This window comes from Imtechella halotolerans (assembly GCF_028743515.2).
Taxonomy (GTDB): domain Bacteria; phylum Bacteroidota; class Bacteroidia; order Flavobacteriales; family Flavobacteriaceae; genus Imtechella; species Imtechella halotolerans.
On the sequence record NZ_CP117969.2, the window covers coordinates 870,467 to 893,885 of the forward strand.

General features: G+C 36.0%; 16 protein-coding genes. 5 read left to right on the forward strand and 11 right to left on the reverse strand.

Going from position 1 to position 23,419, the window contains the following annotated elements; translation table 11 throughout:
* Positions 1 to 65: 65 nt before the first annotated feature.
* Positions 66 to 3,329, reverse strand: a complete 3,264-nt coding sequence (locus tag PT603_RS03940; RefSeq protein ID WP_050951145.1) for an FIDD domain-containing protein — start codon at positions 3,327 to 3,329, stop codon at positions 66 to 68.
* Between the two features lie 505 nt (positions 3,330 to 3,834).
* Between PT603_RS03940 and PT603_RS03945 the strand changes: the two genes are divergently transcribed.
* Positions 3,835 to 5,259, forward strand: a complete 1,425-nt coding sequence (locus tag PT603_RS03945) for an SDR family oxidoreductase (RefSeq protein ID WP_008240160.1) — start codon at positions 3,835 to 3,837, stop codon at positions 5,257 to 5,259.
* 154 nt (positions 5,260 to 5,413) lie between these two features.
* On the opposite strand, the gene uraH is transcribed toward PT603_RS03945, so the two are convergent.
* Positions 5,414 to 5,839 carry a hydroxyisourate hydrolase gene (gene uraH / locus PT603_RS03950; protein WP_008240161.1) on the reverse strand — a complete coding sequence of 142 codons (426 nt, stop codon included), beginning with the start codon at positions 5,837 to 5,839 and terminating at the stop codon, positions 5,414 to 5,416.
* A 444-nt stretch (positions 5,840 to 6,283) separates the two neighbouring features.
* Here uraH and PT603_RS03955 point away from each other — a divergent pair, with 444 nt between their 5' ends.
* A complete protein-coding gene (locus PT603_RS03955; protein WP_008240162.1) occupies positions 6,284 to 10,309 on the forward strand; it encodes an MBG domain-containing protein in 4,026 nt (1,341 codons plus the stop codon).
* Positions 10,310 to 10,339: 30 nt separating this feature from the next.
* Positions 10,340 to 11,647, forward strand: coding sequence for an OmpA family protein (locus PT603_RS03960; protein WP_008240164.1), 1,308 nt, complete (start codon positions 10,340 to 10,342; stop codon positions 11,645 to 11,647).
* Between the two features lie 157 nt (positions 11,648 to 11,804).
* Here PT603_RS03960 and PT603_RS03965 read toward each other — a convergent pair whose 3' ends face one another.
* The 9 genes from PT603_RS03965 to panB all read right to left on the reverse strand — a co-directional run bounded on the left by PT603_RS03965 (position 11,805) and on the right by panB (position 22,313).
* The gene (locus PT603_RS03965; RefSeq protein WP_202946606.1) at positions 11,805 to 12,275 is read right to left on the reverse strand and encodes a GNAT family N-acetyltransferase; all 471 of its coding nucleotides are present in this window, start codon (positions 12,273 to 12,275) and stop codon (positions 11,805 to 11,807) included.
* A 344-nt stretch (positions 12,276 to 12,619) separates the two neighbouring features.
* The gene (locus PT603_RS03970; RefSeq protein ID WP_008239342.1) at positions 12,620 to 13,423 is read right to left on the reverse strand and encodes a class I SAM-dependent methyltransferase; all 804 of its coding nucleotides are present in this window, start codon (positions 13,421 to 13,423) and stop codon (positions 12,620 to 12,622) included.
* Between the two features lie 474 nt (positions 13,424 to 13,897).
* On the reverse strand, positions 13,898 to 14,122 hold the full coding sequence (locus tag PT603_RS03975; protein ID WP_008239340.1) for a CDGSH iron-sulfur domain-containing protein: 225 nt from the start codon (positions 14,120 to 14,122) through the stop codon (positions 13,898 to 13,900).
* A 233-nt stretch (positions 14,123 to 14,355) separates the two neighbouring features.
* Positions 14,356 to 15,759: an efflux transporter outer membrane subunit gene (locus tag PT603_RS03980; RefSeq protein ID WP_008239339.1), complete on the reverse strand. Its 1,404-nt coding sequence runs from the start codon at positions 15,757 to 15,759 to the stop codon at positions 14,356 to 14,358.
* Complete coding sequence (locus tag PT603_RS03985) at positions 15,752 to 18,889, reverse strand: efflux RND transporter permease subunit (RefSeq protein WP_008239336.1); 3,138 nt, start codon at positions 18,887 to 18,889, stop codon at positions 15,752 to 15,754. Before PT603_RS03985 ends, PT603_RS03980 begins: the two co-directional genes overlap by 8 nt.
* A 76-nt stretch (positions 18,890 to 18,965) precedes the next feature.
* Positions 18,966 to 20,072, reverse strand: coding sequence for an efflux RND transporter periplasmic adaptor subunit (locus PT603_RS03990; RefSeq protein WP_008239334.1), 1,107 nt, complete (start codon positions 20,070 to 20,072; stop codon positions 18,966 to 18,968).
* Between the two features lie 37 nt (positions 20,073 to 20,109).
* A complete protein-coding gene (locus tag PT603_RS03995; RefSeq protein ID WP_008239333.1) occupies positions 20,110 to 20,586 on the reverse strand; it encodes a GbsR/MarR family transcriptional regulator in 477 nt (158 codons plus the stop codon).
* Between the two features lie 161 nt (positions 20,587 to 20,747).
* A complete protein-coding gene (locus PT603_RS04000; protein ID WP_008239331.1) occupies positions 20,748 to 21,458 on the reverse strand; it encodes an RluA family pseudouridine synthase in 711 nt (236 codons plus the stop codon).
* 36 nt (positions 21,459 to 21,494) lie between these two features.
* On the reverse strand, positions 21,495 to 22,313 hold the full coding sequence (gene panB, locus PT603_RS04005; RefSeq protein WP_008239325.1) for a 3-methyl-2-oxobutanoate hydroxymethyltransferase: 819 nt from the start codon (positions 22,311 to 22,313) through the stop codon (positions 21,495 to 21,497).
* Between the two features lie 59 nt (positions 22,314 to 22,372).
* On the opposite strand from panB, the gene PT603_RS04010 reads away from it, so the two are divergent.
* Together PT603_RS04010 and PT603_RS04015 are read left to right on the forward strand one after the other, a co-directional pair.
* The gene (locus tag PT603_RS04010) at positions 22,373 to 22,831 is read left to right on the forward strand and encodes a hypothetical protein (protein WP_008239324.1); all 459 of its coding nucleotides are present in this window, start codon (positions 22,373 to 22,375) and stop codon (positions 22,829 to 22,831) included.
* Positions 22,832 to 22,853: 22 nt separating this feature from the next.
* Positions 22,854 to 23,402 (forward strand): GNAT family N-acetyltransferase, encoded by a 549-nt coding sequence (locus PT603_RS04015; RefSeq protein ID WP_008239323.1) that lies wholly within the window; start codon positions 22,854 to 22,856, stop codon positions 23,400 to 23,402.
* Positions 23,403 to 23,419: the final 17 nt, after the last annotated feature.

The window sequence follows — 23,419 nt, forward strand, 5'->3', positions numbered from 1 at the left end:
AACTGGTTGCATTATAACTTAGTTGCCTGGTGTCATTTGAAGTATTATTTATTTTCTTAAGAAGTTTATCTTTTCAATGAAAAGTGACCTGTAAAGGTTTCACCATTACCTAGGTCAACCCTGAACCAATAATCATTTGCTATCATGATGTTACTATTATATGTTCCATCCCATCCAATATCCTTATTGGATAAATTTTTTAGTAATTTCCCGTACCTGTCATAAATATAAATCATGGCATCTGGGAACATTTCAATTCCTTTAATTTGCCAAAAATCGTTGTATCCATCATCGTTAGGGGTGAAAAATCTAGGGTAATCCAGTATAGTGATCTCCCTGAAATCCTCTCCACAACCATTTTGGTCTCTAACAAAGACAGTATAAATACCACCTTGAATATTGGAAAAGTAATTACTTATTTGATAATTTATACCGTCAATTGAATATTCAAAATCACCATCACCCGAGGCTATTATTTCTATATAATTATCCCCTAAGGCTCCAATATTTACCTTTGTAATTTCTGGTAATTTAGAACGGTTTAATTTGAACTCAAAACTATTTTCACAAAGTACACCGTTGTCCCATTGGGTTATAATTAATCTATATATCCCTGCCTTTATAAGGTCTGCATTATAAGTATTTGAAACTGTGGTACCATCTTCAAAAATCCAATTATATGTATTGAAAGATGAATTCACACTTATTGGAAGTGAAGGTTCTAAGTTGCAAATAGAATATTCTTCTTCTAAATGTACTTCCGGTAAAGCCATTACAATTAGATCAAATGAGGTCTCTGAATAACAGAGTGGATTCGAAGCATTTTCAACTCTTACATTAATTGTTTGCGAATTGGAAACTGTATTTTTAAATAACAAAGGTAATGGACTAGGAAGCTGATTGTATTGTGCATCAAAATACTTTACTATTAAACCCGCTTGATTACCAATTAAAATTTGTTCTATATGCGATGTGTCAAATTCGGCATAACCATTTCCTTGGTCACAAGCGTATAAGTTACCAGGCTGGTTAATAGTTGGTTTTGTAAGTGTTTTTAATTGCAGAATAGTTTCAGAAAAACATGTTGTTTTAGGATCTGTTACTCTAACTGTTAAAACTTCGTTGTAGGGAATTGTGTTTGTATAATAATTAGGTAAGGGACCCTCTATTTCGATACCATTTTGATCATAATAGCTAATTTCCATGCCTGTTTGATCTTTTAATACTTGACTTTCAACATTTGAGGTGTCAAAATATTCAGAAATACCATCGTTATCATCGTCACAACCAATCAAATCTTCAATTGTATGAGCGATAGGAATTTCAATTGTTTTTAAGGTAATTGTTGATTCATTAACACATCCTGTCATATCATTAGTTGCCCTGACTAGGATAACTTCTTTTTTTGGAACCTTATTTGTATAAGAAGTAGGTAAGGGAGTAGGGAATAAATTGCCATCTACATCAAAAAAAGTAACTGATATTCCAGTTTGCCCATCAATTAGGGATGATTCAATAAGATTTAAATTAAAATTTGCAAAACCATTTGGGTCAATTTCACAACTTGTAAATTCTGCTACACTTGATAATAACGGTTTAGGATTAACAATTAAATCGAATGAAGTCTCTGAATAACAACATAAGTTGTTACTATGTGACACTCTAACTGTAATCGTTTCTCGATTTATTATAGTGTTGGTAAAGGGAGAAGGTAAGCTCGTATACTGATTTCCTGAACCATCAATGAAAGTAACAACTTTATTACTTTGTCCTCCAAGAACTTGACTTTCAATATTTGAAAGGTCGAAAGTTGAGGAAACACCAGTGTTAGCTATATCTTCACAAGCATACAAATTATTAATTCCATAAGCAAGTGGTGGTTCAACAACATCTATAGTTTCCTTTAAAACTTCAATTCTGCCATTCAAAGTAGTAATGTTTGCTGTGACGGTATATTTACCATCAGATGAAAAATCGTGAAAAGGGGATAAATCTGTGGACTCATTATTTACTCCTGAAGCTGGGTCTCCAAAATCCCATACCACTGATGAGATACCTTCAGTGCCATTAATACTAAATTCTTTTAAAAATTCTGAACAAATGTTAGAAATGTTTATACCGAAATTATGAGATAAATGGATTACTTCTCCTGTTACATTAATATAAAAATTAGCATTGGGATGTCCTAGTTCTGCAGTGGTGGCAAACCCATTGATTGTACTCTTATTGGATGTACAACCGCGCTGCCAAGAAACGTCATTATCTTGAGAGCTGCCTCCAATGAATGCAACTGCAGATCCATAAACTATCCCTTTATGTACTTCTACTAAAATCCTTTTCGTACTAGAGGGGACAACTATCGGGTTTTCAAACTGTAATTCAATTATTTGGGGGATATAGCCTATGTTTGGAGGTATATTGATATACTGACTACTTCCAATTAAATTGTCTTCAGAGAAAGAGGCAGGGAAGTCATCATCTATGGCATATATATTAAAATTTAAATCTGCTTGCCAGCTAGTGTTGTAGACTGCAACTTGGCCTGATTTAATAATAAATTCTTCGTCCTCTGTAATTCCAAAATCGGATAATGTAAAAGCTCTCGACCAATAAATATATGAATCTTTGCATGAATAAAGGGTAGTTCTAGAAACGTCATCACACACGTTATGTGACAGTCTAGTAGTTGTTCCTGTGGCCTTAATATTAAAATTTTCACCAAATACTTTAATGAAAAAGTTAGCATTAGGAACTGGATTGGGGAGTTCCGTTGTTTTTGTTCTACCATTGGTATTACAACCATCGTACCAAGATATTCCAGTATCCTCTTCAGTACCGGCCATAGTAACCACTGAAGAGGAGGTACTGTACGTGTCTGGATATTTTAAAACCATTACTAATAGTTTTTTAGTACCTGCAGGGACAACAACTGGTTTGGCAAAGTTGGATTGAATAATCTGAGGAGGACCTTTAAATTCAGCAATGGTTCCAGTAGGTGCTACCCCAATTAATTGGTGATAAAATGCTGAGCTTACATCATTTTCATATTGTTCATCAATACTAAAAAAATTATATTGTAAGGTCGCTCCCGAATTATATTCACTTAGTGCTATCTGTGCAGAGTGGATAATAAACTGTTCATTTGGTCCAACACCAAAATCGGAAAGATTAAAAACCCTCATCCAACTTTCCTCAGATTCACATGGAGGCATATTGGTTATGACAGGAGTGTCTCCAACATTATGAGTTAAGGTTATTTGAGCGCGGGAAAATAAATGACCTAAAAGATAAAGTAACAAAAAACATATAGACTTAGAATACACTCTCATCTTTAGCTGAATCTAATTTAATTTGGTTGAATTAGTAAATCTAAATATATGAAAAATCTGACTTAATTAGAATGTATATTTCATTGACTAATTTAGTTGACTATTAAAACAATCCTAAAAGTTATCACTGTGAATTTCCTTAATGGTAAGGCTTTAGTGGCTTTAAGTTTTCCATCAGTGTAACTTACAATTAACTGATCTTTAAATGATTTAAAATGTTTTGTCTAATAGAGGTCTTCAGAATCATTTTGTAAAAAGGAAAAGTCACTTCCACTTATTCTTTTTTCTTGGGATTTTAATTCTCCCTTTTTCTACTCTTTTTGAATTTAAAACTACTGGTAGTTTACTTAAAAGTCAGGAAAAATTGCTAGTATACATTTTTTAATATGAATCGGTATGTTAAGTAGTGCTATTCTCTGGGTGGATTTATCATTTAATGGAATAGAAATAAAGGATTCCTTGTATATTTATAGTATAATGATACATACTTTTGAAAAGGATAAGCATGCGAAAAGTTCTATTAACAGGTGCTACTGGTTATATTGGGAAGAGATTATTGCCCATTTTGGTTCAAAATGGATATTACGTAATCTGTGGTGTGAGGGATAAAAATAAATTCCATACCATGGAATCCCTTCGGGGTTGTATGGAAGTGATTGAACTTGACCTTACTAATAAAGAATCTCTAAATAGCATACCTTCTGATATAGATTTTGCTTATTATTTAGTGCATTCCATGTCAACTTCTAGGAATTATGATGTCTTAGAAAAACAATCAGCAATAAATTTTAGAGAAGCGATTAAAAAAACCAATGCTACACAAGTTATTTACCTAAGTGGGATTGTCAATTCTTCTACCTTATCAAAACACCTTCATTCCAGACAAAATGTGGAAATCGAATTGGGAAAGGGTACCTATGCGTTAACGACTGTTCGTGCTGGAATTATTATAGGTTCTGGAAGTGCCTCGTTTGAGATTATACGTGACCTTGTGGAGAAATTGCCCATTATGATAGCTCCTAAATGGTTAAAAACTAAATGTCAACCTATTGGTATTTCTGATGTGATTAAAATACTCATTGGGCTCCTAGGAAATGTGAAAACTTATAATGAGAGTTATGATATTGGAGGTAATGAAATACTTAGCTATAAGGAAATGTTACTGGGCTATGCAGAGGTTCGTGGATTAAAAAGAAATATTTGGATAGTACCTGTTATGACTCCAAGGTTGTCATCCTATTGGTTATATTTTATTACCTCAACTTCCTATAAACTGGCTACCTCATTGGTGGACAGTATGAAAACAGAAGTTATTGCCAAGGATACAAGGATCAATACCCTTCTTAATATTACTCCAATATCCTATAAAGAGAGTATAGAAAGAGCATTTAGTAAAATTGAACAAAATGAAATTCTTTCTAGTTGGAAGGACTCGACCATTAGTGGTCGGATGAACTATCGAATTTCAGATTATATCAATGTTCCGCAATATGGTTGTTTTAAAGATGTTCGTAAACGTCAGGTAGAGAATACAGCCCAAAGTATTGAAAAAATTTGGAGGCTTGGTGGGGAGACAGGATGGTACTATGGAAATTGGTTATGGGAGCTTAGAGGCTTTATAGACAAACTATTTGGTGGAGTAGGTTTAAGAAGAGGCAGGACCAGTTTGAATCAAATCAATGCAGGTGACACACTTGATTTTTGGAGGGTTCTCTATGCTGATAAAAATGAAAAGAGATTGCTTTTATTTGCTGAAATGAAATTGCCAGGAGAGGCTTGGCTTGAATTTAAGATCGTTGGAAATATGCTTGTTCAATCAGCAACCTTTCGGCCTAAAGGGGTTTTAGGACGTGCATATTGGTACTCTGTACTTCCATTTCATGGATTTATTTTCAAAGGCTTACTAAATGAATTAACCAAAGGCGACTAGAGTATAATTTCATTATTATGATTGGTTAAACTTCAGTATCCATTGTATTTACTGCAAATGAAGTCGTAATTCTTTCACTCAAGATACGTTACAATTAAATGGCACCACAAGGGAGCCATTTAGAATGTAGTATTCTATAATTTAGGACACCTGGCTAATTTCCTCTGTAGGTGGAATAACCAAATGGTGTTAATGTTATGGGTACATGATAGTGACTGGAATCAGAAATTTCAAATACCACTTCAATAAAGGGATAAAAGGTTTCCTTATTTTGAATATTGAAATAGGGTTCGGTATTAAATCTTAATTTATAGATTCCCATATTTGTTCTATTTTCTATGTTCTCAAGAAAGGTAGATACACGACCGTTTTTATCGGTTTGTTTTTTATCTACAAGAGACCATTCTCCCGTTTTATCGAGTTTATATAAATCAATGTCAACCCCTGATGCAGGCTGACCTGCTGTAATGTCTAAAATGTGACTCGATAATTGGTACACTTTTTCTTGGGCAATAGCTGAATGAATAGAAAAAATGAAAACGGATAAAAGACTTAATACGATTGTTTTTTTTAGGATCATTGCTACATTATTTATTTCGTATAATTTGTCTATTGGATTTACAAAATGTATGCCATTTTTATCTCTGTAAATACTGAGTTTGCCTACTTATTTTAGGAATTCTATACATCCGTTATTCAGATATTAGGACCAGCATTATAGTATGGTTTTGATTTTTTTATAAGCAATTTATTGTTTATAGATAGAAATCAGTTGCTTAGTATTAGTAATAAAATTCACATTACCATCATATATTTTATAGAAATCTTATATGGCATGTAAGCCTAAAAAATTATATTTGTCGGTAATTACTGACGATGAGCTGATTAATTTATGAGCTCCCGATATATGTTTAGGTTCATCACAGTAGGTCGAATGTCATATAATGTTGGATTCCATGAAGATTTTTGGTGTCAACTAGTATGCCTTGCTAATGCTAATAAACCACTATAACTATAATTTTCTATGAATCAACTCTACATTTCCACCAGATTGAGGTGGATTCTTTTATTATTGATTACTTCTATTTCATTTAATTCGATGCATAGTCAAAGTTTTACTGAAAATTTTGACACAAACTCAGGAGTAAGCACCAGTATTAGTTCGATCTTATCTGGAGAACAGTTTAATTTTATATTTGAATCTACTGGCGATGGTGGAGATATGGCGTGGGAGTCGCAATATGGAGAAGGAAACTCTCCTTCTATAAATTTGTTGTCAACTAGTCCTAACCTAAACACCATCGAAAGGTTTACTATTTCTAGAAATGATGGTGGATCATTTACGTTTACCAGTATTTTTATTAATAATACAGCGGGATCACCTGTATCAGTACAAGGATATATAGGTGGTTCACCGGTTGGATCAATTCAGACCATTCCTAAAGAGACTTCGGGAACATTTTCATTTAATATTGTTGTCGACCAAGTTCGCATTACTTCAGCCGACTTCTTAAATACAAATATTGATAGTTTCAAAGGAATTATTAATTCTAATAGTGCTCCAACAGCTTCTAATTTTGTAATTGCCAATGGAATCTATGAAAATTTAGGCTTTACGTTTTTAACCAGTGCTTTTGGTTATAATGATGTCGATGGAGACCCCATGAGTTCTCTAATTATAGAAACCCTCCCTGCTGCTGGCACCTTATATCTTGATTCAAATGACAATGATTCGTTTACTACAGGAGAACAAGTGACTATAGGGCAGCAAATTACCATGACCGATTTGAATGCAGGAAGACTTCAATACATCCAAAATGGTGGGGTCGATACTTCTTTTCAGTTTGAAGTAAGTGATGGGACCAATGTTAGTTCTGGAAATTATAAGGCGACCCTAGATGTAAAGCCAATACCTACAGTAACTTTAACACTAAATCCAACTTCCAAAAGTGAAGCATTTTCCACTGAAAACAAGGTTATCGCTACACTATCCAATACCTATGGTAGAGATACAGAGGTGAATGTAAGCTTTTCAGGTACAGCAATTAATACTTATGACTATAATAGATTTGGTAATACCATTACAATTCCTGCTGGAACCACACAAGGAAACCTGATTTTTTATACGATGCCAGATGCTCTTTTTGAAGGCAATGAAACCATCATTATAGACATAAGTTCGGTTAGTAATGGGGTTGAAAATGGAACTCAACAAGTTACTTTTACCATAGTAGATGATGATCCATTACCAGTGGTTAATTTAGAGGTGTTGAATAAATATAACCCTATTACTGATGAGAGTGGTGGGCAGGCCTTTGTTAGAGCCAAAATTAATACGCCAACAGGGGTAGATGTAACGGTTCCTTTGTCTTTTTCAGGAACGGCCACAGGAGGAGGAACTGATTACTCAATTACAGGATCTAGTATTAAAATTCCTAAGGGTAGTGTAATGGACAGTATTCGAGTAACCTCTCAATACGATGGAATTAAGGAGGGTGATGAAACTGTAATTATTACCATGGGAAATCCCACTAATGCTAGTAAAGGGACTACTCAACAGCTTACTTTAACCATCAAAGATGAGGATGTTACAGTGCCTAAAGTTGTTTCTGTTGGAGTACCTGAGAATGGTACGTATGCAAGGGGACAATCAATGATTTTTACACTGAACTTTGATGAATCAGTTTTTGTAACTGGAACACCTCAATTAGGTCTAACCATAGGAAATTTAACTACAACGGCTAATTATGTATTTGGCTCTGGTAGTTCAACCATAATGTTTAGTTATCAAATTCAACCTGGGAATGAAGATACCAATGGTATAACCATTGGGAGCATATTCTTAAATGGTGGTAGTATAAAAGATTTTTTAGGAACCGATGTTAATCTTACTTTAAACAATGTGGGCAGTACCGCAGGGGTTTTAGTAGACGCAGTTGCGCCTTCAGGATATAGTATTACAATTGACCATGATGTTATTAATAGTATTAACCAGGAGTCAGTAAGTTTCACTTTTTCAGGTGCAGAGTTGGGCTCCAGATATCGTTATACTTTCCTTAGCACCATAGCAGGAAATTCGGTGAGTGGTTCTGGAATAATTAGTGCTAGCAATGAGCAAATTACAGGAATTGATTTAGGTATTTTAGCAGAAGGTTCAATAGTACTTATTGTTAATCTTACAGATGAATTTGGCAATTTAGGAACAGATGTGTCTTCTTTCAACTTTAAGGATACTAGCTTTCCTTCTGGTCATAGTGTTAGTATTGATCAGGATATAATTAATAGTTCAAACCAGGAGTCAGTTAGTTTTACTTTTGCTGGTGCAGAGGTGGGGGCTCGTTATAACTATACTTTTAGGAGTTCCAATGGGGTGTCCAGTTTTAGTGGCATGGGAACAATTCATTCATCAAATCAGCAAGTTTCAGGAATTTATTTAAGTGGATTAGAGGATGGAACTATTACTCTTTATGTGGAACTTACAGATAGTTCTAGGAATACATCACCTCAGGTAACTGCTTCTGCAATCAAAAATACCAATGAAGTCCCAACGGCATCTTTAGTTTCTATAAATGGTACACTGACGGTAGGTGAGTCCTTAACTGGAGCCTATACCTATTCTGATGCGGATGACGATGTTGAAAGTGGATCATCCTATAAATGGTATAGATCAGATGACGCTACAGGTACAGGAAAAACACTTATTTCAGGAGCAGTAAATCAGCAATATACAATTCAATCATCAGATATAGGAAAACACCTTAGTTTTGAAGTTACTCCAAATGATGGAAAAGATGCTGGTGTGGCAGTGGAAAGTGACTTACGTGGTCCTGTTAAAGTGAATCAATACATTAATTTCACTACCATTTCAAATAAGACCTATGGAGACGGAGTCTTTACATTGGGAGATATATTAACGGATCAAGGACTTACCGTTAAATATACTGCCTCGGATCCTACCATCGTTAGTATCAATGGAAATCAGGCCACCATTTTAAAGGCAGGAAGTACATCAATTACAGCGTCTCAGCAAGGAGATGGTACTCGTAATCCAGCAACTGAGGTTGTTCAATCCTTAGAAGTTACACCCGCTACTTTAACAGTTACAGCTGCTAATCATAGTAAGGTGTATGGTCAAAATGACCCAGTATTTACCTATGAAGTTACAGGGTTTAAAAATGGGGATAACGAATCTATTATCCAAGGTATTCTTAGTCGTGAAATAGGAGAAGATGTAGGTGTATACAAGATCCAATTAGGAAGTCTTTCGGCAGGTACTAATTATGAAGTAACATTTACTGAAGGGGCCTTTACAATCACTCCTGCAAACCAGCTAATTAGCTGGAATCAAGATTTGACTTTAGGTTGTAATTCTGTAAATCAGTTAACGTTAACGGCTGTATCAAATAGTGGTCTACCCATTACCTATGTACTTGGAGATCCATCCATTGCAAGTATAGAGGGTAATATCTTAACAATTCATCAGGCTGGTAGTACTACAATTACAGCTACTCAGGAAGGAAATCTAAATTATAATGCTGCAGATGAAGTAGTAAATATTTTACTGGTAAGTCAAGAAGGTCTGATTAGCCAACAGTGGGAAGATGTACTTGTGTTTGATAACAGCAGTGAAAACTTCGTGAGCTGGCAGTGGTATAGGAATGGTAGTTTGGTATCTGGTGCTACCAAGCAATATTATGCTGAAGATGGGGTACTCAATGGGACCTATTATGTAGAAGCAAAAGATCGTAATGGAGTGGTAATTACTAGTTGTCCTCTAAGTGTGAGTGGTGTTAGTTATAGTAAGAGTATGGTTTTACTACCGAATCCTGTAGCTGGTTCTCAAGATTTTAAAGTTCGTTTAGACTATAGCGCTTCCCAATTAAATGGTGCGGTTCTAAGTATCTACGATCTTAGTGGAAGAGAACTGTCGAGAACAGAAACCGTAAGCCAAGAAACTCTTATGCAGGCTCCAGGCCAACCTGGGTTATATATGGTGATTTTGACTTTATCTGGAGGAAATCGAAACTCAATTAATCTATTGGTTCGATAATCAGTGAACTATTTAAAAATGAAATTAAACATGAAATTAACTATATATGTAGCACTGTTCATTAGTGCATTGACAATTGGTAGAGCTCAGGAAGTTACTCTAAAGGCTAACGCAGGAATCCAAGGGTTAAATAACTCCAGTATCTACGGAAGTGGGGATGTTAAGCTTGGAGCTGGATTAGGAGTGGGATATACGTATTATTTCACCAAGACTTGGGGATTAACAACCGGTTTTGACGTTAATCTATATCGTACAGATTTTGCTCTACATCCTAATACAACCCTTAGTTCCTATGAGGTAGATGATCAAGGTTCTGGATTTGAGTATCGTGTATCCCCCAGTGGATATACAGAAAAACAGCAACTCTACGGACTATCTATTCCACTGATGCTAACGTATAAGTCTAATACCTCTGGTTCAACAGGTTTCTATGCGGGTTTTGGAGGAAAAGTGTTATTTCCTATACATTATAAGTCAGATATAAAGGCATCAAGTATGCAATTAAGTGGTTACTATCCTGATCTTAATTTAGAGATTGATGATTTACCTAATCACGGTTTTGGAGCACTTTCTAATTATAGTGGAGAGGCTGAGGGTAGTTTAAAGACTACCTTTACTGCAAGTGCAGAGGCAGGCTTATATTTTAAACTCAAGTCCCATCTGAATTTGTATACAGGCGTGTATGCTGATTATGGAATTACGAATCTCTTTAAAGATACCCATTCCAATATTGTATCCTATAGTTCAGAAGGCCTAACGGCTGTTAAACCCCATGGTGTATTTGGAAGTGAAAAAGGGTTAGAAAAGAGTAAGGTACTGGCAGTAGGTCTACAAGTAAAATTAGGTTTTTCGCTTCATAAAGAAACTCCAGCTCAAGAGATAGAAGAGGTGGTTCCAACAATTATTGAGGAAGCTGTAGAAGAAGTAGTGATTGAAGAGACGGTAGCCGTTGAAGAAGTGATTAAGGAAACGAAACCAACACTAACAATAGAGGAGAAGGGAACTATTACGACCCCATTATCCTTTGGTAGTATCGACAATATAGAGATTAATGCTGAATTGGCTAGTAAATTAGATAGAATTGCAGCCATTTTAAAGACTCACAATGAATTGGGAGTAACCATAACAGGCCATACTTGTGATGTTGGAAGTGAATCCACCAATGATCGAATTGGTCAACAAAGAGCGGATGCTGTAGCGTCGTATCTAGTAAATAAAGGAATTGATAGAAGTCGTATGACTCTCATTTCTAAAGGTGAAATTCAGCCATTAGTACCTAATAATTCAGCGGCTAATAGAATCCAAAATAGAAGGGTAACTATTAGTATTGACAATTAAAAGTATTGGTTCTGGATGTCTAGTAAGGATGTAGACTTTTAATGTAAAAGAGTAGTATTTTACTATTGACAGCTAAAAAACACTGTTAATCCATTGATTAACGGTGTTTTTTTTTTATTACTATAATCTCAATAAAATACGAAGAATTGCTTTGGAACTAATTAAGTTTATAAATAAATTCTTCTATTTTCATTTGTCGAGCATTGGCAAATCCTTTATCTGATCCTATTTTGACAAAGCCACATTTTTCCAATACTTTCTGGGAACCAATATTGTCAAATGCAACTCGTCCAAATATAGGTCTTTGGGTCTCAAGGGTAAGAAATTTATCAAGTGCCTTGGATGCAATACCCAGTCCCCAAAATTTGCTATCAATCCAATACGTAATTTCTATATCACCCTCAATAATAAATTTTGCAATGCTTCCTACAATTTTATTGTTCAGGATTATTGTTTGATTATTAACCGTAGGGTCTTGCAAAAGCCTTTTATATTTGTTAAAATATGCCACTTTATCAGCTGGATCTTTTGGGGTAAAAGCCGCTAAATATCCCGCTTTTTTGTCAATTTGAATATCAAATAAAGTTTCCAAATCGGAAAATTTCGTAGCTTTAAGTTCTATCTCCATTTTTTTATTTTTTAGTGTGAAGACCATTAATTTGCTTTTCTTTTTGATCAGCTTAATTACTGAAAAATTGCTTTATTAATAACACGTATATTTTTAATATGTTCTAAATTATGTATATAATTTGATTTGCATATACTCAAACTTAGATTGTTAGAATAATTTAGAATACGAAGTTCTGGTCAAATAGTCCGTCATTTGAGTTTCTTCTAAGGTTCCAATTTAATAGATTTACAGAAGGTGTGAATCAAACATTTTGATATTTATGCAAATGCATTGATAGTAAGGACTAAAAATACCATTACAGGTATCTTTTTTTTGGATCTACTTTAAAATTCTAATTCATTTTAGCTCTTTATATCATTTATTCCTTTAATCACCAAGGCTCTTGCAATTAATTGTATAGATCCATTGGGTTCAGAATGGATTCGTTCACGAATTTTATCCTTTAATTCGTTCTGTAAATTTGTGGGCAATGATTGTAGAAAACTGGGTGCAGGTCCTTGTCCGCCAAGAAAGGGGTTCCAATAATCATTAAAATCTTTAAAGATTGTTTCAATATCGAGAAATGAGGATTCAATATCAGTTATACCAGCTTTTGTAAATGCCTTTACAAGATTTTCTGTGCTACAGAGGGGAAAACGAATACCTTCGTCAAGAGACTTAGAAGAGGGATCTATTTGATAGGCTGCATCCCAAAAATACCTTAAAAATTCCATTTTGTTAGAATAGTCCCAAACGTAGGAGCCAATAACACCACCTGGTTTGGTTACCCTTTTAAACTCGAGTAAGGCATTTTCTATACTGGGAAAAAAATTTAGCGCCAGACCTGATACCAACACATCAAATTTTTGATTGTCAAACGGTATATGATCAACTTCCCCAGTTTTGAAATTTTGATTTTGCAGTATTCGTTGCTTAGCCTTCTTAACGTAACTAGCGGATTTATCCATTGCTGATAGGTCTGCAGGGCTCATATGTTTTTCAATAGCTTCACTTAAGGCTCCTGTACCACACCCTATATCTAGCCAGCACTTGCCGGGAGGAATCTGGAGCCATTGTAAGAATTTGATTGCCATTAATGAACTCCACCTTCCCATGAAGTATTCATAAGAGTCTCCATCATTCCATTTGTCCTTTTTTAGGTTCATGAAATATATTTTAGGTGTGAGTGATCCTTTTGATTTTTGAAATGAAAGCTAGTAACTTTCATAGTCATTTAGGCTTAAAATCCTTATGAAACTGAGTTTACGCTTTATGTAGATAAAAAGATTTCTTAGAATCTAAATGTCACTACACTAATTCTGACTCATTTAGTTAAAGGTGACCTAATGGAATATCTAATTATTGAATTTACAAAAATAAGACATACAATGGCTACATATCCTATGGAATCTTATCTTGTTATAGGTAAAAACCAGGAAATAGAGTAGGGAGTACGAATAGGATTGTAGCTAGGGTATATTTTACCATAGTTAATTACACTAGTGGTCAAGCAAGAAGTATAGAAGGAGTAAAGGCTATACGTTAGAATAATCGTATAGCCTTTATATATGAAATATACTTAAATTCTAAATCAATACTATTAAAATATTGTTTAGTTTAAAGTAGTGAACGTTAGATTTTTATACTTTTTTAGGAGGAAGGTCAAATGCAACGGCTTCATGTTCAAAATGTCCTCTATGTGATCCGTCACAAAATGGTTTGTTATTAGAAAGACCACAACGACAAATTGAAAGAACAGTTCTGCCTTGTAACCCATAAGCATTCCCTTGTTTATCTACGATTTCAAAATCTCCTTCAATTTTTACAGATCCATTGTCATTAATGGTAAGTTTTGTTTTTGACATAGTTTTAAGTGTAATAGTTTAATGGCAAAACTAGGAATAAAACAGCTGTTTTTTGTCTATCTAGCTATATTTAGAAACATTCCTATTAAGAATTTATAAAATGGGGATGAGTATGGATTTACTTTAACAGGAGTTGTTGCTCTTGAGTGTGTAGTGATTAAAAAAAGGGTCATCTTTTAAGATAACCCCTTTTCTAACAATCTAAATAACTAAATTAAAATTATTGATAACGGTTAACGCCACCCTCCACCTAGAGATTTATACAGTGTTACCACTGATTGAAGCTTCTCTAGTTTGGTGGAAGCTAATACCATTTCAGCATTAAGTGCATTTTCTCTAGCAGTTAATACCTCAAGGTAGTTTGCCATACCATTATTAAGTAATGCTTCAGAGTAGGTAGTGGCCTTATCATAGGCCTGATATTCCTGCTCTTTTATGGTTATTTTTTCATTGGCAGCCTGGTAGCTATATAAAGCATCCGAAACTTCCTTTCCTGCAGTTAACAGTTGTTGTTTAAATCTTAGTAAAGCCATTTCTTGCTGCGCTTTTGCCACTTCATGCTGGGTTCGTATTTTACGTCCGTTAAGAAGCGGTTGAGCTAGATTACCTACAAAGTTTGCAAAGAAAGAATCTAAGTTAAGCCATTGGTCAAGTTCTAAGCTTTGGAATCCTCCTGTAGCAGATAATGATAGCCTTGGATAGAACTGGCTACGAGCTACATTGGTCATTTCAAAAGCATTTATTAAACCATACTCAGCTGCCATAACATCTGGTCTGTTTGCTAATAATTGAGCCGGATATCCTGTACTAATTGGCGCTTTCAATTCTTGTTCATCAAGGGAAGCGCGTACAATGGCTCTTGGACCATGACCAAGTAGAATTGACAGGGTGTTTTCTGTTAAAGCAATTTGCTTATTTAGGTCAATTAATCGTGCTTTAGCATTTAATAATTGTGCTTCAGTTTGCTGTACCGCTACTTCAGTTAGAACCCCAGCTTGTTTTAATGCTTTTGTAGTTTCTAAGCTACTTGTTCTATTTACCAAAGTTTTTTCTACGATGGCCTTTTGAGCATCCAATGAAAGTAATTGATAATACAATAGTGAAATACTCGATACAATCTCAGTGGTCACTGCCTTATGTGCTGCTACTGTCTGTAAATAGGCTGCTTCAGAAGCACGCTTGGTACTTCTAATTTTTCCCCAAATATCAGCCTCCCAACTTAAAGTGCCACTAAGATCAAACTGGGTAATTCCTCCATCAAAAAATGCCCCAAACTGACTGTTTTTACTCAATTCTTGATGAGTAACTTGAGTTTGTACATTTAGGGTAGGAAAGTACCCTGCTTTTCCTTGACGATAGTAAGCATGAGCTGCTTCTATTTGTTGTAAAGCCACACGAATGTCAATATTGTTCTGCAGTCCGGTTTCAATATGTTGAACGAGTTGGGCATCTGTAAATAGTTTACGCCATGATATATCAGCCATGGAAATGCTGTCCTTTGGCATCATATCAGTACGGAAAAGTTCTTCACTTAATACTTCTGTTTCCGGACGACTATAGTTTTTGGCTACAAAACATGATTGCATGCTTAGGGCCACCACCATTACGGTTATAATAGGGATTATTCGTTTATTCATGGGTAGTAGTTGTTACAGGTTTGCTACTTACTTTATCTTGCAACCATTGGAAGAAGATATATAGGGTAGGGATAATAAAGATACCCAAGATGGTACCAATTAATAATCCACCTACTGCTCCTGTTCCGATGGCATTGTTTCCACGGGCTCCAATTCCTCCAGCAAATACTAATGGTAATAGTCCAATAATAAAGGCAAATGAAGTCATTAGAATAGGTCTAAGACGTACACGTGCAGCTTCAATGGCAGCATCTTTACGTGAATATCCTGCTCGTCTACGTTGCATTGCAAATTCTACAATTAGGATGGCGTTCTTGGCCAAGAGTCCTAAAAGCATGATTAAAGCAATTTGGAAGTATACGTTGTTTTCTAATCCAGCTAACTTCGTAGTTAAATAGGCTCCCATTACCCCTACAGGAAGAGAGAATAGTACCGATAATGGAATTAAATAACTTTCATACTGGGCAGCCAAAATGAAGTATACGAACAAAATACTTAGGAAGAAAATAAATATAGTTTGGTTTCCAGCATTAATCTCTTCACGGCTTAATCCAGAGAAATCGATACTATAACTACTTGGTAATTCCTGACTTACTTCTTGAACTGCGGTAATGGCATCACCGGTAGAGTATCCTGGAGCAGCAGCTCCACTTACGCTTGCAGAGTTGAACAGGTTAAAACGAGTTACCGATTGTGGTCCATATACGCGTTTTAATGTTACAAACTCAGTGATTGGAGCCATGGTTCCTTTATCATTTCGAACAAAAATACTATTCAAACTTTCAGCGGAAGCACGGTCTTCTGGTAATGCTTGTACATATACTCTATATTGTTTACCATATTTTGAGAAATCAGCGGCATATATACTTCCAATATATCCTTGAAGAGAAGAGAGAACTGAACTAACAGATACTCCTGCTTCTTTGGTCTTAGGAATGTTTACATCTATTTCGTATTGAGGATAATTGGTATTAAATGATGACTGAGCATACATAATTTCTGGACGTTGCATCAATTTCATTAAATACTCCTGGGTCACATCACTTAATTCATTAAAGCTTCCTCCAGATTGATCTAGTACTTTTACATCAAAACCTGCTGAACTACCAAATCCAGGTACACTTGGTGGAGCAAAAAAGATGATATTAGCATCTGGTATGGTGGCTGCAATCCCAAATAGTTGGCGAGTGATGGCCTCTACAGATAAGGTCTCATCTTCACGCTCAGACCAATTATCTAATTTGATAAATCCGATCCCATAATTACTACCTGAACCACTAATTAAACTAAATCCGTTTACAAGCGATACATCACTTACACCCTTTACTTGATGTAATTTATCATTTAACAGGTTTGTAATTTGCGTAGTTCGGTCAATTGTCGCACCTGCAGGTAATTCAATGTTTGCGAATATAAGTCCACGGTCCTCATCTGGAATAAATCCTTTAGGAGTAGTACTTGAAGCCCAGAATATAGCTGCTGTTGATGCTACTAAAATAGCTACCGTTATCCATTTGTGTTTGTATAGAAACCCAAGAGAGCGCACATAACGCTGAGTGGTTGCTGTAAATCCTGCATTAAATGCCACAAAGAAGCGTTGTAAGAATGAACGTTTTTTACCAGATTCATCATGTGAATGTGGTTTAAGGAATAACGCACTTAAAGCAGGACTCAGTGTAAGCGCATTTACTGCTGAAATAGCAATGGCAACCATAAGGGTAATACCAAACTGTTCGTAAAATACTCCTGTAGGTCCTTGAATAAAGGTTACCGGAATAAATACAGCGGCCATAACTAGGGTAATAGAGATGATGGCTCCCGTAATTTCACCCATGGCATCATGCGTTGCTTTCAGTGCAGACTCAGCACCTTCTTCCAATTTGGCGTGTACAGCCTCCACCACAACAATCGCATCATCCACAACAATACCAATGGCCAGGATCAATGCGAATAGGGTTAGAAGGTTAATGGAGTACCCAAATAAGTTTAGGAAAAAGAAGGTACCAATAATGGAAACCGGTACTGCAATAGCAGGTATAAGAGTTGATCTAAAATCCTGTAAAAACAAGAATACTACAATAAATACTAGTATAAATGCTTCTAAAAGAGTGGCAAGTACCTTATCAATAGAGGCTGTAAGGAACTCATTGGTGTCAAAGTTTACTATGTATTTAACGCCTTCTGGGAAATCTTTTTCAAGTTCAGCCATTTTCTCATGGATGGTCTCGATAATTTCCTGAGCATTGGATCCAGGTGTTTGGAAAACTCCCATACTCACCCCTGGATTTCCATTGGTAAAGGAAATAGCATTATATCCTTCTGCATCTAGTTCTACTTCTGCCACATCCTTTAGATACAGGAATTGACCATTGTCTAATGCTTTAATAATGATGTCTTCGTACTGAGAAGCTTCACGATAACGACCGCTATATCTTAAGACATATTCAAAAGCTTCGCCGTTGTTTTGTCCTAAAGCACCGGCAGCAGCCTCACGGCTTTGTTCATTAATAGCAGCCGTAATATCAGTGGGTACTAATCCATAAGAAGCCAGTTTTTCAGGTTTTAACCACACGCGCATAGCGTAGTTCTTGGCTCCAAATACTGTAACATCACCTACACCATTTATTCTCTTAAGTACTGGAAGTACATTAATGTTTAGGTAGTTTTGCACGTAGGTGGCATCATAATCCTTATTTTCAGAATAGGTAGTAAGGAACATCAAAGCACTGGTTTGCTGCTTTTGAGTAATTACTCCTGACTGGGTTACTTCTCGTGGCAATAGTGGATTAGCTCTGGCCACACGGTTTTGCACGTTTACGGCAGCAATATCAGGATCAACACCTTGTTTAAAAAATACTTGTATTTGAGCCATACCCGTATTACTGGCAGTTGAAGTGATGTAATCCATGCCTTCAACACCGTTGATCTGCTCTTCAATTGGAATAATAACACTTTCCAATACGGTTTGTGCGTTAGCTCCAGGGAAATTAGCCGTCACCTGGACAGTTGGAGGGGCAATTTCAGGGTATTGGGTGGTAGGCAGGGTTGAAATCCCTAGCATTCCCAATATGACCAGCACGATGGAAACCACCGTAGAAAGTACTGGACGTTCTATAAATTTCTTTAACATATATCTAGTTATTAAAATCGTACATACTTATTTTTAAGCGCTGCTTTATAAGTCCTATAGTAAACACTCTATAGGCTTATTTAAATACAGGTGATACTGGTTTAGCAATACTATCGAAGGCTACCATTTGAGGAGCAATAGGCATTTGATTACGCAATTTAGCCACTCCTTGTGCAACGATATTGGTTCCAGCTTCTAATCCTCCTGAAACGACCACATAGCCTTCAACTCGGTCTAAAATGTCAATCGGAGTGTTGGCAACTGTATTGTCTTCTCCTACTGTGAATACATATACTTTTCCTTGACGTTCGAAAGTTGCAGACTCTGGAACGACCACCTTATTTTCGTATACTGTAGGTATGCGGATCTTACCACTACTTCCATTGGCAAGAATTCCTGTAGGATTAGCAAAACGAGCACGGAAACTAACCGTACCAGTGGTAGGGTCTACTTGACCTGTTACGGTTTCAATAGTACCCTCTGTATCATAGATAGTACCATTAATTAATTCAAGTTGTACTTTAGGGAACATTTTTACTTTTTCTGCACGTGTTGTTCCTTCAGTAGTATGTAAGAAGGAAAGGTAATTTGCCTCATTCATGGCAAAAAACACGAACACATCGTCCGTTGTTGAAACGGTTGTAAGAGGTTGTGGGTCTGCCGGACTTACTAGGGCTCCTACACGATGAGGAATAGCACCAATGTATCCGTTAATAGGGCTTTTAATAGTGGCATAACCAATATTAGCCATAACGCTATTATAAGCACTTTTTGCTTGTGCTAATCTTGCTTTAGCAGTTTCTAATTGTACACTGCTAATAATGTTTTGAGCTACTAATGGGCTAAGTTTGTCCACCTCCACTTGAGCAGCATTCATATTAGCCTTTGCAGCAGCAGCTTCCTGACTTAATGACTCAGTTTCTAATCTAAATAAAGGCTGGCCTTTACGAACTGCTTGTCCTTCGTCTACTAATACTTGAGTGATGTACCCTGAGATTTTAGCGCGTACAGCACTAGTATTGGTACCTTCTATACTTGCCGGATAGCTTTGATATGCTGTTACGGTTTTTGTAGGAACGGAAACCACAGGATAGGGCATAGCTGAAGGAGCTTGTTGCTGTGGTGCTTGATTACAGGCTTGCAAAAGCAGGCCTAGCATACTTAAAACATAAATTCGTTTCATATACGAGTGATTACAATAGTTATTGATGAATAGTGATTTACTTGTCTCTGTTTGCACATGCTTCCTCCAATTTTGCAACGGTTTCTTGCATGAGCTCTTTTGTTCTATGTAGGTAACAATGGTAGATATCAACGATGGATTTGTTTTTTTCGTGATCTACCGGACGGCTGGATTTCATATATTCACTTGTCTTATGAAAGATAGCGATTTCATCCTCTAAGATAGTGATATAATTTACAAGCCTGGTTTTTAGGTAATTGATTTTTTTTCTAAAATATCGTTTTCGGTCACCCGTTTTGGTGAAATACTCAATTTTTTGAAGTTGGAGTAGTAAATTTAAACTTGTAGATACGGTACTCTTACTAGCAGCTACCTCTTCAACCAGAGCCTCAAAGCTGTAGCCTTCTTCATTGCCCATAATTAATATGGCGTAGATTCTAGCAGCCAATGGTGGCAGGTTGTATACGGATTCAAAATGAACTCCAATTTCTTCTATTAGTTTTTCTCTTTCCATGGTTTAAAATGGTTTTATCGATAAACGGCTGCAAAAATACAATTGGTTCGGAACTTACAAAACTAAACGAAATTAATTTTTTGTTAATTTTTTTACGCAGCAGTTTTAATCGTAGAGCGATTTCAAAACGACCTATTTTAAAATGAAAAGTGTACTAAGGATTAGTTGGTAGTCACAGCCTCTTCTAATGCTTTCCAGAGGGTGTCCTTAGGAACATTCGCTGTAAACTCAAGTCGCTCCTCACTTCGTACAGGATGGATAAGACTCAGATATCGAGCGTGTAGATGGATACTTCCATCCGGGTTACTACGATCATAACCATACTTAAGATCTCCTTTGATAGGACAGCCTATGGCAGCTAATTGGGCACGAATTTGGTGATGTCTTCCCGTGTGCAAGGTTACTTCTAATAGTGAATAACGGTCTGATGTGGCAATAAGGCGATAGTGTAGGGAAGCCTTTTTACTTCCATTACATTCCTTAGAGTGGGCTGTTGATTTATTCTTTTGAGGATTTCGTGTCATCCAATGAATAAGTGTATCCTCTATTTTTGGAGGGCGTTGCTTTACGACAGCCCAATAGGTTTTTGTTACAACCTCTTTTTCGGCAAATAGTTTATTAAGCCTTGGTAGTGCTTTAGAGGTTCTTGCAAAAAGTACCAAGCCGGTAGTGGGTCTATCTAATCGATGAACCACACCTAGATATACCGCTCCCGGCTTTTGATATTTTTCTTTTATATAGGATTTAACAATATCACTTAATGGGGTATCTCCCGTTTTATCACCTTGAACAATATCGCCTGACTGTTTATTTATAACAATCAAGTGGTTATCTTGGTAGACCACATCCAAATTTTGGGCAGTAGAAGGCATATGAATTATTAAATCGAGAAATACCTCAGGTATCTTTTAATATTGTTCGTTTTCGTTAGGGAAATCCTGTGATTTTACATCAGACACATATTGAGAAATGGCCTTATTCATATCATCATAAAGATTCATATAACGTCTTAGAAAACGAGGATTGAATTCATGGGTCATACCTAATAAATCATGAAGTACTAATACTTGTCCATCAACACCCCCTCCAGCACCAATTCCAATGACAGGAATAGTAATACTTTGCGCTACTTGTTGAGCTAGGGTGGCTGGTATTTTTTCAAGTACAATAGCAAAACAACCCGCTTTCTCTAAAAAACGTGCATCTTCAATAAGTTTGGCAGCCTCTGCTTCTTCTTTGGCACGTACTGTATAGGTTCCAAACTTATATATGGATTGTGGGGTTAATCCTAAATGACCCATTACTGGGATTCCTGCATTTAGAATGCGCTTTATTGATTCTTTAATTTCTTGACCACCTTCCAGTTTTACTGCATGACCTCCACTTTCTTTCATGATTCGGATGGCAGATCGCAAAGCCTCTTTTGGATCACTTTGATAACTTCCAAAGGGAAGATCTACTACTACTAAAGCCCTATCAATAGCCCTAACCACTGAAGAGGCATGGTAAATCATTTGATCAAGTGTAATAGGTAGGGTTGTTTCGTGTCCAGCCATAACATTACTAGCAGAATCACCCACAAGAATGACATCAATACCAGCATTGTCTACAATTTTAGCCATAGAATAATCATAGGCAGTAAGCATGGATATCTTTTCGCCACTGTGCTTCATCTCAACCAATGATTTTACAGTTACGCGCTTATATTCTTTTTTAGCTACAGACATGTCTTTTATTTAAAAAGTTGCTGTAAAAGTACTAAATTGTCACTTTAAATTGAAGTCATATGAGACCTATTCTTCTATATATCTTCTTAATTACAGGAAGTGTTGCTGTTGCTCAATCCTCAACAGAGGGAATACGCATTCAAAAAACCATAGATGATTTTTTTCTTGCTTTTCATCAACAGGATACCACTTTTATTCGGACCCTTACCCAGAGTTCTGTAAGCTTGCAGAGTGTCGTGGTTGGAAATGAGGGGCAAATAAGGGTCAAATCAGAAGGATTTGGTACTTTTTTAAAGTCCATTGCAAGTATTCCTTCAACAACTCGTTTTAAAGAGGAATTACATGCCTATAAAATACAACATGATGATCGAATAGCTCAAGTCTGGACACCGTATTCGTTTTATGTAAATGATTCTTTGAGTCATTGCGGAGTGAATGCTTTCACACTGTATAAAGATGAATCCGGTCGTTGGCAGATTGTGGGCATTGTCGATACAAGAAGGAAGGATTGTAATTAGGTAAAGTAAATTAAAGAACTTTATGAAATATCTTCTTGAAAATCAGCAGACATCACGAATCCTGTTTCGGGGAATTGAACTTTCCGATTTTAATGATTGGTTGGAGTTTCATAAAAATCCAATAACCTCTAGACATTGGATTGCTGAATTTAAAAGCCCTGAAATAGAGTGTGAGCAATGGTATGATACACAATTCTATCGATATAGAAATGATTTAGGAGGGATGAATGCACTTATTGAAAAGCAAACGGGTAAGTTGCTTGGTCATTGTGGACTTTTGGTTCAAGAAGTAGATGGAATCTCGGAATTGGAAATTGGCTATTCCCTCTTACCTGAATTCTGGAATAAAGGTTTTGCCACAGAAGCCGCTATGAAATGTAGAGATTTTGCTTTTGAAAATAACCTGACAGACTCTCTTATTTCAATAATTAGTACCACCAATACTCCTTCTATTGCAGTTGCGTTAAAAAATGGGATGATACATGACAAAACAACCGTGTATAAAGGAAATCATGTACATATTTATAGAATTGAGATAACTGGTTGGAAAAGGAGTTACTCCTTAGATTGACAAAAACCATTTTTTAG